This is a genomic window from uncultured Methanobrevibacter sp. (genome assembly GCF_905235195.1).
GTDB lineage: Archaea > Methanobacteriota > Methanobacteria > Methanobacteriales > Methanobacteriaceae > Methanarmilla.
Map to the genome: position 1 here is coordinate 1 of NZ_CAJOKH010000050.1, position 21,684 is coordinate 21,684.

Below are 21,684 nucleotides of genomic sequence, written 5' to 3' on the forward strand. Positions count from 1 at the left end.
TGAAGAAAGAGAAAAAGATAAATATTATCATAAAAAATGCAAAGCAAACATTCAAGATAGCTTTTAAAAAATCAAAATTTTCTTAGCTTGACAGCATTGCATCTTTTGAAAATATTTATATAAATAGATAATTAACAATTGTTATAAAATATATATTATCTAGTATTTAAATTAATACTATTTAAAATATTGCTTATTAAAAAATAACTAAAATAAAAATAAAATTTGAAAAAAAGAAAAATAGAGAATATTATATAATAAATACAGTGATTAATGTATTTGATTAATAATATCCTGATACATATTTAAGATATGGAATATGACCTAAAATATAAGTAATAATCCAAGAAAGTAGTAAACCAATAATACCTGAGGCTATTACAATCAAGTATAATGTTAGACCTTTAAAGTACATACCTCTAATCACAGGATATAAAAATCCTCTAAATATAAGTACATGAACAAAGAAAATTCAATAAGTTGACCTACTAACAGATAATATAAATTTCTTTATAATATTCTTTTGTAAAAAGTTTTTAACAGCAATAAACTTATTGTTATGTTCTTCATATACATATTTACAAATTAAAAAGACACAAATACCCTGAAACATTGCGAAAACACCAATATCTATTCCAGAAAATAGATGTGCAGTAGGATAAATACAGTATAAAAGACCAACTTTCATTTTAATTATAGAGATTATTACAAATACAATTGATAAAAGTACAATTAACTTATTTGCGGAAATATATTCAGTGAAATCTTTCTTAAATAAGTAATAACCTATAACAATATATGAAAGAGGTGTTATAAAGAAATTCAAATCAAGCGCATATTTAAAGTCAAAAAAGTGACTACAACAATAAAATACGGAAGTGAAAACAATCATACCCACAAAGTATTCTAATTCTCTCATGGAAGAATATCTGACTATTTTATTAACTAAAGGAATAGCTAAATATGCACCTATTATCATCCATGAATACCAGAAACTAATTAAAAAATCTTTATCTATACCTATAGCAAAGGAAATTAAAAAGAAAAATATAAGAGGAAGTATAATCCTAGAAAATTTCTTTTTAATAAATAAATCTAAATCAATATCCTTATTTAATGCTAATGCTCCTGTTACCATCAAAAATACAGGAACACCGAAATCAGTAAAAACCCTAAGATTATACAAATTATGATGCATAAACATTATATGTGGATCAATTTTATAAGCATGTAAAAAAACAATAGCAAAAATAGCTAAAAATTTTAATGTATCCATATAATCTATTCTTTTTGAAACTTTAGTTTCAACAATATTTTCACTCATCATTACCCCATAGTAATAAATTATTAAATAAAAATAAAATAAAATAATTAAAATTTCTACATAATATATTTGATAAACAAACATATATTATTTTCTAAAAATTAGCTAAATATATATTGAAATTTATTATTACTTTTATAAAAAACTAAACTAGATTTAGAGAAAATAAAATTTTTAATTTGAATTTAAATTTGAATATATAATAAATTATTAATATAATATAATAGAATATTAAAAAAAGATATTACTCTTCAAGTAAGATTATATTTTTAGGGTCTATTTTTAAATAATCAGGTATCTTGAAATCATGATCATGAATCTGCTTATCACATTCCCACCATAAACCGTTTGCTAAGGTTATCTCCCATTCAAATGGCTTTTCTATTTTCATAGACATATTTGTATCAAAGACATTAATATCATCTTTTTGAGCTTCAACGAAATCATGAGCCCTTATTCCAATATGAGTAATATTAGATGTAATCTTTTTAGATACTTCCAATATAAGATTCCAATCTAAAGATTTTACATGATAATCATCAATAATTTCTATTTTTGAAATATTTTTACACCCTGTTAGTCTTGCAACCTCTACCTTTTTAGGATTTTCAAATATTTCATAAGTATTTCCTTTTGCAATTATTTGACCTTTATCCAATATTATTAACTCATCACAAAACTGAAAAGCTTCATCACGATTATGAGTAACCAAAATAGAAAATCCATCAAAATCATTAAGTAAATTTCCAAGTTCAATACGTAATTGCTCTTTTAAAAAAGTGTCCATAGAAGAAAAAGGTTCATCTAACAATATAACATCAGGACTATAAGCCAATATACGAGCCAAAGCAACTCTTTGTTGTTGACCTCCAGATAATTGTCGAGGATATCTACTCTCCAACCCTTCCAAATGGAAACGTTTAATCATTTCAGATACTCTTTTATCATCATTATTGCTTGATAAACCAACAGCAATATTTTCTTCAACAGTCATATTAGGAAATAGAGCGTAATTTTGAAATAAATAACCAACATTTCTTTTTTGAGGTTTTAAATTTGTTTTAGATTTTGAATCATAATAAATGGTTTCCCCTCCAATATTTAAGCTTATAAATCCTTCATCCGGATTTACAATGCCTGCAATAGATTTTAATGTCATACTTTTACCTGAACCAGAAGGTCCAAGAATACCTAAACGTCTTGTTTTCGTATTAAAATCAACATCCAAGTCAAATTCCTTAAGTTTCATATAGATATCAACTTTTAATGAATTAGTGCTCATTATCTATTCTCCTTAATAAAAAAAACTATATTGAGGTATTGTAATTAATTGACAAAAAATATACCTATTTTTAAGAGTATTAATTTATAGTAAGAATTTAATTTAAAACACATAAATAAATTATATGATTTTAAAAAAAAAATTCAAAACTAAAATATATTATTTTTAATTTTAGAATTATCCCAAAATGAATTTTAATTCTCCAAGATTAAAAAAAATGATAGAATAAAATTTATTTCCATTGTTTTTCTTTACGTATTGAAACAAAATCCATAACGAAAATTGCAATAAATGCAATGATAACTATGACTATTACATAATTAAAAGCTTCCCCCATATTACCCGCAGCTACTTCAGAATAAACTGCCATAGGAAGTGTTCTTGTTTGACCAGCAATATTTCCTGCAAGCATAGCAGTCGCCCCAAATTCACCTAAACCACGAGCATAAGCAAGAATTCCACCACCAATAATTCCAGGTAATGCATTTGCAAATAATACTTTCCAAAATATTTTCCCTTCTGACATACCTAATGTACGACCAGCATCCAATAAATTAGAATCTACTTGTTCAAATGCACCTCTAGCTGAACGATACATTAAAGGAAAAGACATAACAACTGCAGCAATAACGGTTGCAGTCCATGAAAAAGCAATTTTTATAGTAAAATAGTCTATAAAAAATTTACCTATAGGTCCTCTGATACCAAAAATATACAATAAAAAGAACCCTACAACAGTAGGAGGCAATATTATAGGAAGTGTGAAAATACCATCCAATATACTTTTTATTGTATCATTTTTAATCTTAATAATACCCCAAGCAACTAGTAAACCTAGAAAGAAAGTTATAAAAATTGATAAACTTGCAGTTTTCATTGAGATTAAAATAGGGGACCAATCTGTCATGTAATTACTCCATTTAATATACAATATATTAGATATATTTATAAATATAGTTGATGATTGTAAATAAAATTTGGATAACAATTAGTGAAAAGTAAATAAATAAAATAAATTAAAAGTATTCTTCAAAAATAATACATCCATATATATGGAACAGTTTAATTCTATTAATATACAAATTAAATTAATTTCTTAAAAAAAATAGGGATATGGATTAATGAATAGTAAATCCATATTCTTCAAATACTTTTTTAGCTTCTTCAGATTGTAAAAATTCTAAGAATACTTTTGATGCATCAGAATTGTCTGTTCCATTAACAATCGCTACAGGATAAATTACTGGAGTATCCAAAGCATTTTCAGGAGCTTCACAAACTACTTTAACATCATCAGTTGATTTAGCATCAGTAGCATATACAATACCACATTCTGCAGATCCTTGAGCTACTTGATTTAATACTGCAGTAACATCAGTACCATAAGATAATTTAGACTCAACATCTTTCCAAACTCCTAAATTATTCAATACTTCTTTACCATATTGTCCTGCAGGTACAGATTCCGGATCACCTATAGCAATACTACCTTTTACATTTTTTAAATCTTCAAAAGAACTAATATTAGAATTTGAATCTTTAGGTACTATCAAAACAACCTTATTTTCTAAAAATTGAACATTAGTACTGTTATCAACTAGACCTTCATCTGCTAATGCATTCATTTGTTTATTTGAAGCAGACATAAATACATCAGCATCTAAACCATTTTCAATTTGTGTTTGTAAATCCCCACTTGAAGCATAAGTAGGTGTAACCTTAACACCAGGATGTTCCTTCTCAAACATTGGAATTAAATCATTATCATAAGCATTTTTTAAACTAGCTGCAGCGGCCAAATGAATCTCCTTTCCATTTAAATCAGAATCACTTGTTTGAAATGTACCAGTAGCCCATATACCTACACCGGCAACTAAGATAACTGCTATAAGAGCAATTATTATATTTTTCTTTGATACCATAATATTCTCCTTTTAAACATTTATAAACCTATTCTCAACAATAAAAATAAATTTAATTTGTAATTTTTTATAGAATAGATAATATAATTTAATATTTAAATGATATATAAATATTTTCATATCGAAAAAAAATATTTCCTCCATAATTTATTAATCAATTTAATAACTTATGTTTCATAATTTACAAATATTTAATTAAAATATAAAATTATATTTTAAAAGTTTTGAAATTAAAATAAATTGCATATCGAATATTATTTATTAAAACAAGAATATGAAAGAATAATTTAGAAAATTAAAATATTAAATTATAATATATTTAAAAAAAATGAGAAATATAAAGTATTTATTTAAAAAATTATACAAAATACATAATAAATTAAAAAAAAAAGAAAAAAAGAAGATTAAAGTAGAAATCATCTAAGAATGGGAAGTTATAAATTTATCCTTTATATGGATTTGAAGCATTATATGCTTTTCCATTAACATATAAAGTATAAGCACCATAGTCAATAGTTCCTTTATTAGTTAAATTAGTTAAATGACTATTACCGGTTAAAGTCCATTGAGCATCAGATTCAATAGTAAGATTTGTATCCCCATAATTGTTTTGAGGATTTATTGCTCCTTTTAATAGTGTATTTTTAAGATTAAATTTTAAACTACTTATATTATCAACAAAAATATTTCCTTTTAACTCTTCATTTGTAGATTTAAATTGTACATCCCCACCATTAGAACCTGTATCTCCCCATTGGTCCTGGGCAGATACATTTAATAAAATATTACTTCCAAATTCTAAAGTTGTATCACTAATACTAATATTACTTGCAGTATTAGTTACATGAAACATTGGAGCAGTATCATAATATTTAGATGAAGAAGAAATAGACAATTTAGCATTATTTGCATTAAATTGTGCAGTTCCTTCATCTGCATCACCACTCATACTTTGATAAATAAATATTCCTGCTAAATCAACATATTGACCATTGCTTTCACGATTACCTTTACCAGAACATGTAAACTCTGAATTTTTAATATCAATACTATTTTTACCTTCAATACAAGCAATTTGTGCATTATTAGCAGTTCCCTTAGACTTTTTGACTGTAATATTTCCAGTAGAATAAATACATGGTGAACCTGCACCAGTACCACCATCAACACCTGTGTTTAAGGTAGAACCATCTACATTAACAATTCCTTCACCTCTGTCTGTTGCAACAGCAGCACAACTTCCTCCACGAGTATTGATTTGAACATTTTCTGCATTAATGATGCCACCATATGTAGCATCAAGGCCTCTTGATTTATCTTGATATGTTTGAATTTCTACATTTTTTAAAGATATAATAGCACCCTTATGACTACTGTCATTGTTTGTTGCAAAGATTGCATTTGCACCATTAGCGTTTGTTGTAATTTGAGAATCGAAGATTGTAGCATTACTGTCATATAATGTTAATACTGCAGAATTAGTTCCATAAAATTCAGAATCTTCAGATGCACTTTCCCCTCCATTTTCAGGAGGTGCACTACCAGAAGATTCACCACCACTAGGAGGAACATCACCTGGAGAAGATCCACCAGCATTACCAGAAGGAACACCGTCAGAAGTAGGATTTGTTCCATTATCAGGAGGAGCTTGACTAGCCTTTCCTTCGCCTTTATCGTTAGGAGATTTATCAAGAGTATTTGAACTATTTGTCTTAGATTCAGATGATCCCTCTTTTATGATTTGTAAAGAAGATGCATCTAATTTTCCACCATTCATTAGAAGTAATGTATTTGTATTAGATTGATTAGTATAATATTTACCTTCATTAATTTGTTTTGTTTCGCCATTAAGAGTTAATTTTCCTTTATTATTACTTGAATCAATAATAGCATCAGCAAATATAGCAGAAGATAAAATTATACTAAATATGATAATCAATCCTATAAATGAAATAATTTTTATTTTTTTATCCATATTATCACTATAAATTTATTGAATTTTTATTAATTAATAACATTTATTCTTTTTTTATAATTTAGCAATTTTAGCTAATTAATATTATTATTTATTCAACAACATATAATATAAATATTTACTTGTTAAATAAAATTTTAAACCCACAGCACAAATTTACAAAAAGATGAACATTTTACAATAAAAAATATTATTAATAATTAATTAATAAGAAAAACTATACTATCATAGGAATTATGAAAAATTTTAATGAAATTCATAGAAAGTATGGTTGAAACTTCAATGAGTTATTTGAACAAATTTAAAAAAATAAAAATAAAAAAATTCTATTTTTTATCTATAAATAATTTGAAAATAATCCTCATTAAAGAAAATTTATGATAAAGAAATTAAATGAGAATTTAATAGGAAAACTTATTATTTAAAAAAGCTATAATTATTATAATATAAAAAATAATATATTAGGAGACAATTAAAATGAAAATCACAGTTGCAGGTGTAGGATATGTAGGACTTTCCCTAGCTGTCCTACTAGCTCAAAAACATGAAGTTACTGCTATAACAACAACAGAATCAAAAGCAGAGAAATTGAATCAGTTCATTAGTCCTATTCAAGATGATGAAATAGAAAGATTCTTTAAAGAAACTCGTGAAGGACAAAGAGAACTTAATCTTCATACAACTACAAATAAAGAAGAAGCTTATAAGAATGCTGAACTTGTTATTATAGCTACACCAACAAATTATGATGATGTTAATCATTTCTTTGATACATCAGCTGTTGAAGATGCTATTAAATGGACTCTTAAAGTTAATCGTGATGTGCTTATGGTAATTAAATCAACAATTCCTGTTGGTTATACTGAGTATGTCCGTGAAAAGTACGGAATTAAAAATATTATATTCAGCCCAGAATTCCTTCGTGAATCAAAAGCACTTTATGATAATATTCATCCAAGCCGTATTGTTGTTGGATGTGATGATAATCAAAAAGAAGAAGGTGAGATGTTTGCTAATCTTCTTCTAGAAGGTGCAAGAGAAGAAGCGAAAAGATCTAACTATGAGGAAAATGATATTCCAGTACTATTGACACATTTAACAGAAGCTGAAGCTATTAAACTTTTTGCAAACACTTACCTTGCTGTAAGAGTAAGTTACTTTAATGAACTAGACACTTATGCTCAGACCAAGGGACTTGATACACAAATGATTATAGATGGAGTATGTATGGATCCTCGTATTGGTGGACATTATAACAATCCATCATTTGGATATGGAGGGTACTGTTTACCTAAAGATACAAAACAGCTTTTAGCAAATTATAAAGACGTTCCTCAGACAATGATTGAAGCGGTTGTTCACTCCAACACAGTACGTAAGGAATTTATTGCAGATCAAATTATTTCAAAAAATCCTAAAACAGTAGGAGTATATAGACTAACCATGAAGAGTAACAGTGACAATTTCCGTGCTTCCGCTATACAAGGAGTAATGGAACATATTAAGGCAAATGGAATTCCAATTATTATCTATGAACCGACATTGGAAAATGGAAGTGAATTCTTTAGATCAGAAGTGGTAAATGATATAGACCGTTTCAAGCATGAAAGTGATGTTATTCTTGCAAATCGTTTTGATGCTGATACTCTTAGTGATGTTGCTGATAAAGTATATACAAGAGATCTCTTCAGCAGAGATTAATTTTATAATTAAAGAATACTTTATTAATTAAATAATACTTAAAATTGTGACAAAATTGTAGAGATATAACTCAGATGATTTAGATAAAACAAAACAATTATAATATAAAAATAAGAATATATAATTAAATTCATTGATTAAAAAAAATCTATGAATGAACTAATAAAATGGTTGATAACATGAAAGCAAATGCACAAAAAATAGCAGATGGAGTATACTGGATTGGTGTACTCGATTGGGATTTAAGATCCTATCATGGATATACCTTAGATGGTACTACCTACAATGCATACATTGTATTTGGTAAAGATGAAGTTGCAATTATTGATAATGCTTATCCTGGAAAAACAAAAGAAATGATGGCTCGTATCGATGATGCATTCGCTCAAGAAGGAAGAGAAGTTAAAGTAGACTACATTATCCAAAATCATGTGGAGAAAGACCACTCTGGAGTTTTAGTAGATTTACACAAAAGATTCCCAGAAGCACCAATTTATTGTACAAAAATTGCTGTAAACGGACTTTTAAAACATTACCCTGCTCTTGAGGGTGCTGAATTCATTACAGTTGGAACTGGTGATAGCTTAGATGTTGGAGGAAGAACATTAGCATTTTTAGATGCATTCTTACTACACTGGCCAGACAGTATGTTTACCTTACTTGCAGATGAAACTGGAATATTATTCCCTAACGATGCATTCGGTCAACATTTATGTTTCACAAAAAGATTTTCAGATGAAATCCCAGAACATGTTTTAATGGATGCAGCACAAAAATTCTACGCTAACCTAATTACACCTCTTTCAAAATTAGTACTTAAAAAATTAAATGAAGTAGTTGAACTAGGTTTACTCGACTCTATTAAAATGATTGCACCATCTCATGGTCAAATCTGGAAAGACCCAATGCAAATAATTGGAGCATATCAAAACTGGGCAACTGGTGTATGTGAAGATAAAATTACTATTATATATGACACCATGCATTATTCAACCCAACAAATGGCTCATGAAATTGCAGAAGGTGCAATATCTGAAGGATATGATGTAGAAATATTCTTCTTACATGAAGATGAAAGATCAGAAATTGTAAAAAGTATTTTAACCAGTAAAGGAATTGCTGTTGGAGATCCAACAATTAATGATGTACCTTACCCAAGTATTGGGGACATTATGTACTACTTAAAAGGTCTTTTGTTCAACAGAACCGGTATTGAAAGAAAAGCAGTTACCTTTGGTTCAATGGGTGGAAAAGGAGGAGCTCCTGCAAAACTCGCTGAAGAATTAGGAACCTGCGGATTTGATGTAATTGACACACAAGAAATTACATTTGTACCAACTGGTGAAGAAGAAAAAGCAAGTTATGATTTAGGTAAAAAACTAGCTGAAGAATGTAAAAAATTATAGATATAAAAATATAAAGAATTATAAGATATAAAAAATAAAATATTATAAGGAATGATTATTATGGTAAAATATGAACATGAAATCGGAATTACTAAAGACACTCCTGTAGAAAACTATGTTGCAGGAAACTTTGACGGAGAAACTAATGAAGTAGGTATTTACTTAGCTATGTCTAGACAAGCTTCTAGAGCAGGTTATGGTGAATTAGCTGAAGTATTTAAAAGATTAGCATGGGAAGAAGCTGAACATGCTGCAAGATTCTGTGAAATGAACGGAATTATTAAAGATGACCTCAAAGCTAACATCGAATGGATGATGAGTGGAGAAAAAATGGCTAATGCTGAAAAAAGAGAAGCTGCAGATAAAGCTAAAGAAGTTGGAATTGAAACCGCAGCTGATTTCTTCAGAGAAAGTTCTAAAGATGAAGGTCGTCATTACAAAATCTTAGAAGGAATATTAGAAAGATACTTCTAAATTCCAAATACTTGAAAGAATTAAATTTCTTTCATTTTCTCTTTTTTTAAAAAAAATTAATCTATATATGAATTATTAAAAAAAAATGTTAAATCCGTAACTTATTTTCCATCAACATTTATGTTATTTTTCAAGGATCTAACTAAAAATAGCTTAAAACAAATATTAAAACTGAAAATTCAGCTTTAATATAATTATTTAAGAATAAATTAAAGATAAAATAATTATTTGAGAATAAATTCAGCTTTAATATAATTATTTGAGAATAAACTCAGAAAATAGTATTGAGAATAAAAAAGATAAGTAAAAAAAAAATTATAAAATAAAAAAAGGTAAAAAATTATTCTTTTTTACCATTAACAATTATATCTCTTAATTTATCTACATCAGCAGCAATCTGAGTTGGTTCTACACATGCTTTAATAGCTGTATCAGGATCTTTAAGTACATGTCCTGTTACAACACAAACAACCCTCTCACCTTTATCAACTACACCCCCATCAACAAGTTTTCTTAAACCTGCAATTGATGCAGCAGAAGCTGGTTCAACACCAATACCTTCAGTTCTTGCTAAATACTTTTGAGCATCAAGAATCTCATCATCACTAACAGTTTCACAATAACCATCAGAATCATATATAGCATGAAGTGCTTTAATACTTGAAACTGGTGCACCAATACGTATAGCAGTTGCAACAGTTTCAGGATTTTCAACAGGTGTCATATCCATAGATTTTTTCTTAAATGAATTATAAATAGGGGAAGCACCTTCTGCTTGAATTCCAGTCATCATTGGTAAATCATCTGCTTCTTTAAATTCTGTAACTCCTTTCCAAATAGCTGAAATATTACCAGCATTACCTACTGGAAGCATTATTCTATCTGGAGATTGCCAACCTAAATCATGGACTATTTCATATCCAATAGTTTTTTGACCTTCTAATCTAAATGGATTAATAGAGTTTAATAAGTATAAATGTTTTTCAAGTGCAAGTTGAGTCATAGCTTCAAGAGCTTCATCAAAATTACCATCAACTGAGAATACTTCAGCACCATGGAACATAGCCTGAGCAAGCTTTCCAAGTGCAACTTTTCCTGATGGTAAAAATACAACACATCTAAGTCCACCACGAGCAGCATATGCAGCAAGAGATGCAGATGTATTACCAGTTGAAGCACAACCTACAGTATTAACCCCAAGTTCCATAGCTTTAGTCATACCAACAGTCATACCTCTATCTTTAAAACTGCCTGTAGGATTTGAACCTTCCACCTTAACATATAAGTCAATACCAAGTTCATCACCTAATTTATTACAATGGACAAATGGAGTTCCACCTTCATCTAATGAAACAATTTTACTTTCATCGACAGGTATACATTCTTTATATTTCCATACAGTTTGTCGACGACCATCAAATATACTTTTATCAACATCAAAATCTGGTACAGCTTCAAGAATATTACCACATTTTGGACAGGTATATATAATCTGATCATCATCATATTCTTCTTTACAACTTACACATCTTATCATATTATCACAACAAATAATTTTAAAAATTTGACTTTGTAGAAATCCTATTTGATTTTTTCAAAAATTTTTATAAATTTAATTTTTTTCTATTCATACATTAATTTATGAAAAAAATCTTAACTTTAATTATTTTTATATAATATCGTTTAACTCAAATTCAATTAAAATTATGATTTCTACAAAGCCAAAAAATTTAATTGATAAATAAATTAAAATATAAAAATTTAATTTATTTATATGATGTAACTATATTAAATATAATATTTTAGATTACAAATATAAAAATTGTTTGGAGATGAAATAAGGAATTGTAATATATATTCTAATATTTCATTCAAACTTTGGATTTTTAATATATTTATGAGCTATATATGAACTGATAATAGCAGTTATAGCAATAGCCAGAATCCTAGAACCATATAACCCTGGAACTCCTAAATCAAAATAAATAGCAAAACCTATAAATAGAAACTAAGAACCAGAACTTCTAAAACACTAACACATAAACTTATTCTTGGATGTCCTGTAATAACTATTATTATTTATTATAATTATTTTAACTATTCAAACAATTGGGGCAGTAGACAATACTACTAACAAAGAAATAAATAATATTAATAATCCTAATAATATTGATGTTTGAACTTATTAAACCTTAATTTTTCTATGGTAAAAAAAATGGAAATAAACTTTATCACACAAGTTTTTGAAAGTGCTTTTTATTTTAATATGGAAAAATTATATAAAATGAAAAGTGTGTATAAAGTATTGGGCAATAGTTTTTGTAATGTAAACTTCAATAAAAGCGGCAATTATAAATAGTACTCCACTTATAAGAAGAAGTACCAATGACTCAATTAAAATGTCCTTATTCTTAACAAAAGAGATAATCAATTTATTTTTAAATTTAATATTATTCTTATCAATAAGTACCCCCTCAGATGATTTAATATTATTTTTATTAATATATTCCCAGTCAGGGTTAAAAAAATTAGATAAAAATTTTAAACCTGATTTAAGTAAAGTGAATCCTGCAGTAGCAGCAATAATAAGACCTGGAATTTCAAATATACCATGAGGAACAATATACAATAAGACAACGATTGCAGGACCTTTCCCAATAAAGTATCCGATGATTAAACCATTTAGAATTAAAATGAACATAGGAATAAGACCTAAAAACAATCCACCAACATAAGTCTTAAAAACAGTACTTATATTATTTAAAAATATTGAACTATAGGTTAAACTAACCTGACCTGAGATAATCTGTTTTTTAAGCAGGTTAATTATAGGGTCTATAATAGGTTGGAGGTTAGTTTTAAAAATTATTGCAAGAAATATAGGAATAAAACATAGAATAAAAGATAATATTAATAAGTATTTATTATTAATAAAACTCCTTTTAATTAATATTTTACAATCTTTTAATTTTGAATCTGCCATCTTATCACTTTTAATAGAAAATTTTAATTGATAATTGAAACAATTTAATCAAATATCGTTTGTGCTATTTCTCTTGATTCTATTTGTTTTTCATGTAAATCATCTAAAAAGTCTTCAAGTAATTGGCAAGTTCTATTTTTACAGTCTCCACACAAAAGTGTTCCGCTTAAACATTCCTCTTTAATTTCCCTCAACTTTTCATCATCTTCAATTAAATGATAAACTAAAAGTTCAAATATTACACATTCATCTGGTTTTCCACCTAACTGCTTTTGTTCTTGAAGAGACTCTCTTCCCCCAGTTTTTGCGGATTTAAGTTTTTTTACAGCATCTTTTGTTTCATCATTTAAATATATAGCTGTTTTAGGTTTACTAGAAGACATTTTACCACCAGTTAAACCAGTGATAAATCTATGATATGTGCTTGAAGGAGTTAAAAAACCAAATTCCTCATGAAGTTTACTTGTAATATCACGAGTAAGTCTAAGATGAGGGTCTTGATCGATTCCAACAGGTACAACAGTATTTATTGGTCCACCATACTCTTCAAGTTGTGGAATTAAAATATCTGCAACCTGTGAAAGTGGAGCATTTACATGTGCCAAATTTGTTGAAGGTGTAAAACCATAAATAGCTTTCAATTCACTGAAATTAGCTTTCATTGATGCTCTAAAACTTAAATCAGATAATATTTTATTTTGAGATTGAAGATAAATATTAACATCCTTTTCAACATCTAAACCAAGTGCAATGTAATTTGTTAAATATTCATTTACTGCTAATTGTTTACCCTTTTCAAATGATATTCCTCTTGCAGCATAAGCTTCTAAATCTGCAATAGGAAGAGACAATTTTCCTCCATTATTTTGATACCAAATAAGTTGGTCTACAACCATTTTATGACCAATATGAATTTGTCCTGATGGCATCATACCTGTTACAACTGCAAATTGCTTATTTGTATTTATTAAATCACTTATATTATTAAAATCACGATGACCAAATATAACTCTTCTTCTCATTAATCTATTTGGATTTTTAATTTTTACAAGTTCGTCTTGAAAATTTTTTATACCGAACTGTTTTACTAACTTATCATAATCAAAAGCATCTGCTGTCCATGGATCAAGCAAATAAATCACCTAAAACTTATTAAATTTATATACTTATTATAAATGAATTTAATTTAGAAAAAATTAAAATTAATTATTAAATATTAAAATTATTTAATAATTTAATTAGTATTTAATATTAAATATTGTAAATATACACTATTTATATTTTTTATAAAGATAATTTCTTAAGATTATTAGATTAATAAATTTTTAAATAATAAAATTATTTATATAATTTTAAAACCTAATAATGTTTGAAAAATAACAAGACATAATATATATGTACATCTTTCTAAAAAAGATATAAAAAATAAACACTTAATTTAATAAAAAGTATACTAAATTAAATTAATTTTTTTATAAATATTTATGGTCTGGTCCACTCTATATTGTAGTAGGTTATATCTAAATCATCATCTACAACTGCAAGTAGAAGATTCTTATTTACACCATGAGATACCCTAACATAACTTGCAAAGTCTAGTGCATCAATATCATATTTTTCATATACTACTTTTACAAGATAATTAGAATGGCCCTTACCTGGTGCTAGACCTCTATCATATAATCTAAATTCAGATCCATATTTAAATCCAGTCTTTATAACATAACCTCTATTTTTTAAATCGGAATATACAAGAAATTTACCAAAAATATCTTTTTGTTTAATTAATGAAATAATATAAGAATTTTCACATTTCTCATCATTTTCATAAATATCTAAACGATTATTTTCCATTAAATATCCTGCTTCAATTAATGATAACTCTAATTTATCCTCTTTTAATTGTCCAAAATGACTTTTTTCATGTAAAGCAATTGGTCTTCTAGAGTTTTCATCAACTGGAATAGTTACAATCTCATCAAATAAATCTCCACGCATATAAACACCAATAAAAATAAAAAATTAAAAAATATAAATCTCCACGCATATAAACACGAATAATACTAAAATATTAAAAAATAAATCCCTAAAATTTTTACTAAATTTAAGAATAATTAAAGCCTATAAAATTAAAGTATTAAATAATATTATAAATGAGTGTCTAAAAATACTTTATTTGCAATTGACCTTTTAATTGGTATTTCCTTACCATTAACAGCAATTATCAAATAATCATTAGACCTATTTAACCCAATAACAGTAATTTTATCACCAATATTAATACCTGCATCTTTTACAACTTTACTTTCAGAATCTAGGCCCCTAATAAATGTAACAGTTCCCCCTTTACCTTCTTTAAGTTGAGTAATAGCAAGTAATGAGAACTCATATCTTTTTGCATGATCAATATCAAAGCTACTGTGAACACACTCTTCACAAGTACTAAATTTAAAATCACATGCAGGCACTATATTACCACTTGGACAGATATCTGGTTGAGATAACATATGACATAATGCTCTTTCTGCCTCATCAGATAAAGAATGTTCCATTTCACAAGCTTGAAGATGAACATCATCATGACTAATATTTAAAACATCCTCTAAAAATATTTCTAAAATTCTATGTTTTCTAATAATTTTTTGAGCAATTTTAAGTCCAGAATCAGTTAAGTGAGCACCATTATATGGAATATAAACAATATAATCTAATGATTCTAATTTTTTAAGCATTTGAGTTACACTTCCAGGTGCAACGTGTAAATGTTTAGATAAAGTAGTGGTTGAAACAGCATCACCTACACTATTTTCCCTGTATAATGTTTCTAAGTACTCTTCAATATTATCACTAATACCCTTATTTGCCATATGAAAACACCAATATTAATAATTAATATATATTTAATCTAAATATATAAAAAGTTTTGTTAAACTAAAAATTTTAAAAAAAATTTATGAAAAAATAGAGAATTGTATATTAAAACATAATCATTTATATTATTTATATTGTCAATTTCGAGCTTAATAAGCTAAAAATTTAATGACATTTATAATATAACTCCTTACAAGCTTAAAAAAAAAGAAAATAATAGAATAACTTTTATAATATTAACCCATACAAGCTTAAAAAAATAAGAAAATAATAGAATGATAAAATAAAATTATCAAAATATTATTTCGTTCTTAACTTGTAGAAATTTACAAGACCAAATCTAAATAAAGCCACACCATCACCACCATAATTATATGCAGTATTGACCTGTTTAGATAATTTAGCTACAGATAATTTTTGAGGATTATTATCAGATTTATAAGCTTGAAGACCAACCCATACCCTTGCATTGCCACTATTTTCTTTGAAATATTTAGTCATAGTCCCAACCCACTTGTAAGATTGACCATAATTACCTGTATATTCCATAGGTACAAGAATATCTAAATATTTTCCTAAAGTATTAGGATCTTGACCATAATAATAAATATCCTCTTTTTCTGGCATAATAGCTGCTGAAATTATTAATTTTCCATTAACATCAATAATTGCCTCTGTTATTTCTTTTGTAAATGAATTAATTATAGCTGTTGCTCCTTTATATTCATAGGCATTACCACCAAACCTCAAATAATCAAAATGAATACCTGCAACTCCAGGAATTCTAGCATAATATCTTCCTTTTGAAATTATTTTATTTAAATATGCCTTACCACATTTTAAAGGGTTAATCCATTTTCCATTATAGAAACATTGCATCCAAATATGTACATTAATTCCATATTTATTAGAACGAGCAATAAATTTTTTAACTTTCTTTATACCGAAAACATCAATAGCATATGAGTGAAGTAGAATATTTTTAATATTAGATTTTTTAAGGGTTTTAAGATTAAGATTATTCATATCAGCACCCCAAACCCATATAGCATTATTGTTTGTAATTTTTTTATAGGTATAAATATATCTTTTAACTGATATTGAAGGTGAAACCTTGCCTTTATATTTAATATAGAATTTTAATGATTTGTCTGATATTTTTAATCTGAAAACAGCATTCCCCTGATTGTTTGTTATGCCTTTGTATGTTTTAGAGTTATAAGTTAAATAAATATATTCTCCAACAATAGGTTTTTTATTTAAATCTTTTATTTTAACACTATAATTATTATATGTATTAGGATTAAATCTTAAAGATTCACCGTAAAGATATGTACCATTTACTGTTATGGTCTTTGAAATCTTACTTGGACCATATGTTTTATCTCCTGAAAATTTAACATCAATATTATAAATTCCAGGATATAAATTAAGTTTTAAACGTGCAATTCCATATTTATCTGTTTTAACTGTATAAGATTTAGATTTAAAAGAAAATTTAACTTTGAAATTTTTATAAGGCTTACCCTTAGTATTGGTTAATTTTGCAGTGTAATATTTACTTGCCCCATAAAGATAATATAAATTTTTTCCTGTAAGAACTGTTTTAACTGAGTATACATGAAGATTAACGGTTCCATTTGAACGTAAACGAGAATATTTATTATTATAAAAATATTGCAGCTTATAAACTCCTCCTTTTAATTTAATAAGAAGGTTTGCAAATCCATATTTATCAGTTGTGACAGTCTTATACTTCTTGCCATTAACATAAAAGATTACTTTTTCTCCAATTAACTTATTATTATAATAATCAGATAGACCAACCTTAAAATTTGTATTTCTTTTAACATATCTGTTAGCAACTGTAAAATGAGTTTTATTATCCAAAATATTAATGGTACAATTAGCTGAAGAATAGGTATAATTGCTTGAACTATAATAAGTTTTTCCAGACCCATAATTAGAAGCTAATTGAATATTTGATGGGGGATTGAAATAGACCAAAACATTATATTTAGCTGGCTTAAAGTTAAAACTAAAGCTAGCTCTACCATTTTTATTTGTTAAAGACCTATAAGTTTTGTTACTAATATTAAGATAAAGATACATATTAGAAATAGGATTACCATGATCATCCTTAAGATAAGCATAAAATTTAGAGTTACTACCAAAACACTTAGTGAAATTTTTGGCAATAACCACAGTCTTGATTATTTCATTACTGGAAGTCTGTCCAACTATTATTTTTGGATTATTATTAGTATTAGTATCAATATTAGTATCAGTACTAGTATTTTTAGAACTTGATAAAGCATATTCCTTATTATTAGAATTATTCAAATTCTGATTATCACTATTTAGTTGAACATTATAGTTTGAATTTGAATAATCTGAATCAACACTGGAATCATCACTATAAATTAGATTATCATTATTAATATTAGAACTATCTAACTCTTCAGTTAATTCATTTGTAGAGAATCCTTGATTTGAATCGTTTAAATTTTCATTAGCTGTAATGAAACCTAAACTTAAAAAGAAAACTAAAAAAATAAAGAAAATAAAAAATTTCTTATTTGAAATAATTATTACACCTCTTAAAATTTTTTTATAATATTAAATTTTAAATCAAATAAAATTTTACAAAATGAAGATGGGACATGAATAGGTTTTATTAAAATCTAATTAAACGATTTGATTATATTTAATTTAATATTGAAATACTTTTAATTTTGTAATTATATTTCTATACAAAACTATAATTATTTTTGACCAAAAATATTCGTGTCGACCCTCAAAATAAATAAAAAAATAAACATATGAAATAGAATAAACATGAAAAAGAAAAAAATATGAAAAAGAAAAAGTTTGATTTAAGAGAATAAAATTCTCTTAAATAAATATACTTAGTTTTTTGTTTTTAGACTATTTTATCTAGAATGGTAAATCAGTGTATCTATTATAAATTGTCACAAGTTTCCATGCACAATGACCAAATGTGTTTCTTTTAGAAACAGAATCTGCACTATACCATTTACCATTAATTTTTACTTCAGTCCAAACATGGTCATATGTACCATCTAAAAATGTACATCTTCCATGAACATATCTAGCAGTAAGTCCTGCTTCTCTAAATAAAGCTACAAGTAAACGGGATTGATCACAACAATTACCTGATCTAACTTTTAATGTTTTTTCAGCTCCCTGTAAAGAGTTGTAATAGAAACGATAACTTATATGATCTCTTACCCAATTAAATAAAGTTTTAGCCCTATTATAATCGCCAGATACTCCTATTAATAAAGTTTTTGCAAGTGACTTAATACTTGATGTGTCAATGACCTTATCTATAATAACTATCTTCTTAGTGTCTGACGTACCAGGTAATGTAGAAGTACCTTCATAAGTGAATGTAACTGTATAAGTACCTTTTTTAAGATTGATAGCTAAATTCGTAATACCTTTTGCATTACTATAACTTTTAAAAGTTCTATTACCAATATGGAACTTGACTAAAGCATTCGCAATAGGATTACCATTATGGTCAGTTAAAATAACTGTATAATTAGAAGGTATTTTTGTATACCATTGTAAGTTTTTAGCAGTGAAAATAGCACCTATAACAGTAACCTTACTAGTATTGGATGTTTCTTCAAATGCTGAATGATTACCTACACGATATGTTACATTATAAACACCAGCTGTTTTATTTATAAAGAAACGAGCAACACCATTAGCATCAGTTATGTTAGTATACATTTTACCATCAACTATGAATCTAACTTTATTATTAGGTAAAACTCTACCAGTAGTAGTTTTATAAGTCACAACTAATTGTTTAAACTCACCATATTTATAACTAATATTTTTACCAGTTATAATGGTTTTAGCACCTGTAATATGAATAGTTTTAATACCGGAAGCAGATAAATTTTTATTTTTAGGATTTACATATGAAAATTTAATTTTATATATACCTACTGACTTATTAATATGTAAACTAGCATCACCTGTTTTATTGGTTAAAACAGTGTAAGAATTTCCAGCTAGAGTAAAAGTAACATTTGCTTTATACACAGGATTACCTTTAGCATTAAGCAATTTAACAGTGTAATTACTTTTATTATAAACCATTCTAAGGTTATCTGCCTGGAATCTAATTGCATCTTTTAAAATAGATATTTTTGCATTTTTAGCAGGTCTAGAACCTAAGTAATATTTACTACCTTGATAATAATATTTTACACTATATGTTCCAACTGGCAAACTTATGGTTTTTGATGCAACACCTTTATCATTGGTTCTAACCATATAGGTTTTTTTATTAATAACCATATAGATTTTCTGATTAGCTAATGCTTCTTTTTTAAGATTTTTTAAAGTTACATTGAACTTTTTACTCTTATCTGACTTATAATATATAACATCAGCTGCAACAATATTAGAAACAGCTTTACTCACATCAAGAGTAATTGTTTTATTTGAAGCATAATATGAAGCTGTACCAGGGAATTTAATTTTTGCCTTGTAAGAACCAGGTTTTAAGACAATTTTAAGGAAAATATTACCTTTAGAATCAGTTATATATTTATAAGTTTTACCATTAACTGAAACTCTAATTGTTTGATTTACAAGTACATTACCATCACTATCCCTTAATTTAACTTGAGCTTTAGAATCATCTGAAAAAGTTGTATCAGTACAATAAGCTCTTAAATATGTGGATTTTTTAATGACATTTAATATACTAGAACCACTTGACCCTTGATAAATGTCAGTACCTGCAAATGAATAAGTAATCTTATATTTACCTGGATCTAAGTTTATTAAAATACCTGCATGACCAGTTTTACTAGTTTTTGAAGTAAATGTTTTTCCATTAATCTTAAAAGTTATGATTTGATTAGAAAGTATATTATTATTTGAATCAAACAAACCAACATAATATCTATTACCGTTAAGGATTGTTTTATTGGTTCCATTTATATAAGTTTTAGTTAATGAATTACTTTTTACAACTGCAGAAGCATCTGAGGATACTACACTAGGGTTTATAGCTTTATATGGACCGTTAGATTGTGAATCTTTTACAATACTAGCCTCATTATTGCTAATTTTAGTGTTAGGTTCAATTGAACTTTCTTCAGTACTTTCCTTAGAATTAATAAATTCAACATTATTAGAAGAATCTTCACTAAGTGAATCACTTGAAGAAGCATCACTACTATAAGCTTCACTTAAATCATAATTATCTGAATTATCTACATTTGTATTTATTAAATTAGAATCTGTTGAAAAAGTATTAACTGAACTTACTGAACTATTAGTATCACTAATCTCACTTGCAGAAACTGCTGAAATACATAAAATTAGAGAAACTAATAATATTAATGATAAAATCGACTTTCTTCTCAATGAAATTTTTACACCTCATATTTTTATTAATATATTTTAAAAATATAACAAGATTTTTTAAATATTATAAATATATTAAAAAATTATTATGATTTTTAAAATATAGTCTTTATTATCTATAACTTCTTATTTAAAGATTGTTGATAAATAATTATTAAAAAATAGACTTAAATAATTTAAATTTAATTATAAATAACTAAAAAACCACAAATATATTAAAATTATTTTTAAATATTATAAAAAAATATATCATAAGATATAAAACTATTTAATAGTATATGATAACTGGAGAGATTATAATAAGCAAATCCAATTTTTAATGCTTATT

General features: G+C 26.4%; 16 protein-coding genes. 3 read left to right on the plus strand and 13 right to left on the minus strand.

What is annotated here, in order from left to right; genetic code table 11:
* Positions 1 to 283: 283 nt before the first annotated feature.
* The 6 genes from QZ146_RS06770 to QZ146_RS06795 form a co-directional block, all read right to left on the minus strand.
* Positions 284 to 415 (minus strand): hypothetical protein, encoded by a 132-nt coding sequence (locus tag QZ146_RS06770; RefSeq protein WP_295722919.1) that lies wholly within the window; start codon positions 413 to 415, stop codon positions 284 to 286.
* A 57-nt stretch (positions 416 to 472) separates the two neighbouring features.
* Entirely contained in the window at positions 473 to 1,324 is an 852-nt protein-coding gene (locus tag QZ146_RS06775) for an acyltransferase (protein WP_295722921.1), read from the minus strand.
* A gap of 244 nt (positions 1,325 to 1,568) precedes the next feature.
* Positions 1,569 to 2,606 carry a sulfate/molybdate ABC transporter ATP-binding protein gene (locus tag QZ146_RS06780; protein ID WP_295722923.1) on the minus strand — a complete coding sequence of 346 codons (1,038 nt, stop codon included), beginning with the start codon at positions 2,604 to 2,606 and terminating at the stop codon, positions 1,569 to 1,571.
* Positions 2,607 to 2,838: 232 nt separating this feature from the next.
* A complete protein-coding gene (gene modB, locus QZ146_RS06785) occupies positions 2,839 to 3,513 on the minus strand; it encodes a molybdate ABC transporter permease subunit (RefSeq protein ID WP_295722925.1) in 675 nt (224 codons plus the stop codon).
* Positions 3,514 to 3,724: 211 nt separating this feature from the next.
* Positions 3,725 to 4,528 carry a molybdate ABC transporter substrate-binding protein gene (modA, locus tag QZ146_RS06790; RefSeq protein WP_295722927.1) on the minus strand — a complete coding sequence of 268 codons (804 nt, stop codon included), beginning with the start codon at positions 4,526 to 4,528 and terminating at the stop codon, positions 3,725 to 3,727.
* 442 nt (positions 4,529 to 4,970) lie between these two features.
* Positions 4,971 to 6,503, minus strand: a complete 1,533-nt coding sequence (locus QZ146_RS06795) for a hypothetical protein (protein WP_295722929.1) — start codon at positions 6,501 to 6,503, stop codon at positions 4,971 to 4,973.
* A gap of 477 nt (positions 6,504 to 6,980) precedes the next feature.
* On the opposite strand from QZ146_RS06795, the gene QZ146_RS06800 reads away from it, so the two are divergent.
* The 3 genes from QZ146_RS06800 to QZ146_RS06810 all read left to right on the plus strand — a co-directional run bounded on the left by QZ146_RS06800 (position 6,981) and on the right by QZ146_RS06810 (position 10,084).
* A complete protein-coding gene (locus QZ146_RS06800) occupies positions 6,981 to 8,204 on the plus strand; it encodes a nucleotide sugar dehydrogenase (RefSeq protein WP_295722930.1) in 1,224 nt (407 codons plus the stop codon).
* Positions 8,205 to 8,383: 179 nt separating this feature from the next.
* Positions 8,384 to 9,610 (plus strand): FprA family A-type flavoprotein, encoded by a 1,227-nt coding sequence (locus QZ146_RS06805; RefSeq protein ID WP_295722947.1) that lies wholly within the window; start codon positions 8,384 to 8,386, stop codon positions 9,608 to 9,610.
* A 60-nt stretch (positions 9,611 to 9,670) separates the two neighbouring features.
* Complete coding sequence (locus tag QZ146_RS06810; protein ID WP_295722932.1) at positions 9,671 to 10,084, plus strand: ferritin family protein; 414 nt, start codon at positions 9,671 to 9,673, stop codon at positions 10,082 to 10,084.
* Between the two features lie 340 nt (positions 10,085 to 10,424).
* Here QZ146_RS06810 and thrC read toward each other — a convergent pair whose 3' ends face one another.
* From thrC to QZ146_RS06845, 7 genes are all read right to left on the minus strand, one after another.
* Positions 10,425 to 11,621 (minus strand): threonine synthase, encoded by a 1,197-nt coding sequence (gene thrC / locus QZ146_RS06815; protein WP_295722934.1) that lies wholly within the window; start codon positions 11,619 to 11,621, stop codon positions 10,425 to 10,427.
* Positions 11,622 to 12,359: 738 nt separating this feature from the next.
* A complete protein-coding gene (locus QZ146_RS06820; RefSeq protein WP_295722936.1) occupies positions 12,360 to 13,067 on the minus strand; it encodes a stage II sporulation protein M in 708 nt (235 codons plus the stop codon).
* A 44-nt stretch (positions 13,068 to 13,111) separates the two neighbouring features.
* Positions 13,112 to 14,200 (minus strand): tryptophan--tRNA ligase, encoded by a 1,089-nt coding sequence (locus QZ146_RS06825; protein WP_295722938.1) that lies wholly within the window; start codon positions 14,198 to 14,200, stop codon positions 13,112 to 13,114.
* Positions 14,201 to 14,549: 349 nt separating this feature from the next.
* Positions 14,550 to 15,065 carry a tRNA-intron lyase gene (endA, locus tag QZ146_RS06830; protein WP_295722940.1) on the minus strand — a complete coding sequence of 172 codons (516 nt, stop codon included), beginning with the start codon at positions 15,063 to 15,065 and terminating at the stop codon, positions 14,550 to 14,552.
* A 149-nt stretch (positions 15,066 to 15,214) separates the two neighbouring features.
* On the minus strand, positions 15,215 to 15,934 hold the full coding sequence (locus tag QZ146_RS06835) for a metal-dependent transcriptional regulator (RefSeq protein WP_295722942.1): 720 nt from the start codon (positions 15,932 to 15,934) through the stop codon (positions 15,215 to 15,217).
* Positions 15,935 to 16,238: 304 nt separating this feature from the next.
* A complete protein-coding gene (locus tag QZ146_RS06840) occupies positions 16,239 to 18,281 on the minus strand; it encodes an Ig-like domain-containing protein (protein ID WP_295722944.1) in 2,043 nt (680 codons plus the stop codon).
* A 594-nt stretch (positions 18,282 to 18,875) separates the two neighbouring features.
* Entirely contained in the window at positions 18,876 to 21,356 is a 2,481-nt protein-coding gene (locus tag QZ146_RS06845; RefSeq protein ID WP_295722945.1) for a transglutaminase domain-containing protein, read from the minus strand.
* Positions 21,357 to 21,684: the final 328 nt, after the last annotated feature.

Coding starts and splice junctions, on each gene's coding strand:
- QZ146_RS06795 (WP_295722929.1), bottom strand. CDS start 6,503: ATGGATAAAAAAATAAAAATTATTTCATTTATAGGATTGATTATCATA.
- QZ146_RS06780 (WP_295722923.1), bottom strand. CDS start 2,606: ATGAGCACTAATTCATTAAAAGTTGATATCTATATGAAACTTAAGGAA.
- QZ146_RS06775 (WP_295722921.1), bottom strand. CDS start 1,324: ATGAGTGAAAATATTGTTGAAACTAAAGTTTCAAAAAGAATAGATTAT.
- QZ146_RS06800 (WP_295722930.1), top strand. CDS start 6,981: ATGAAAATCACAGTTGCAGGTGTAGGATATGTAGGACTTTCCCTAGCT.
- QZ146_RS06835 (WP_295722942.1), bottom strand. CDS start 15,934: ATGGCAAATAAGGGTATTAGTGATAATATTGAAGAGTACTTAGAAACA.
- modB (WP_295722925.1), bottom strand. CDS start 3,513: ATGACAGATTGGTCCCCTATTTTAATCTCAATGAAAACTGCAAGTTTA.
- modA (WP_295722927.1), bottom strand. CDS start 4,528: ATGGTATCAAAGAAAAATATAATAATTGCTCTTATAGCAGTTATCTTA.
- QZ146_RS06820 (WP_295722936.1), bottom strand. CDS start 13,067: ATGGCAGATTCAAAATTAAAAGATTGTAAAATATTAATTAAAAGGAGT.
- endA (WP_295722940.1), bottom strand. CDS start 15,065: ATGCGTGGAGATTTATTTGATGAGATTGTAACTATTCCAGTTGATGAA.
- QZ146_RS06770 (WP_295722919.1), bottom strand. CDS start 415: ATGTACTTTAAAGGTCTAACATTATACTTGATTGTAATAGCCTCAGGT.
- QZ146_RS06810 (WP_295722932.1), top strand. CDS start 9,671: ATGGTAAAATATGAACATGAAATCGGAATTACTAAAGACACTCCTGTA.
- thrC (WP_295722934.1), bottom strand. CDS start 11,621: ATGATAAGATGTGTAAGTTGTAAAGAAGAATATGATGATGATCAGATT.
- QZ146_RS06805 (WP_295722947.1), top strand. CDS start 8,384: ATGAAAGCAAATGCACAAAAAATAGCAGATGGAGTATACTGGATTGGT.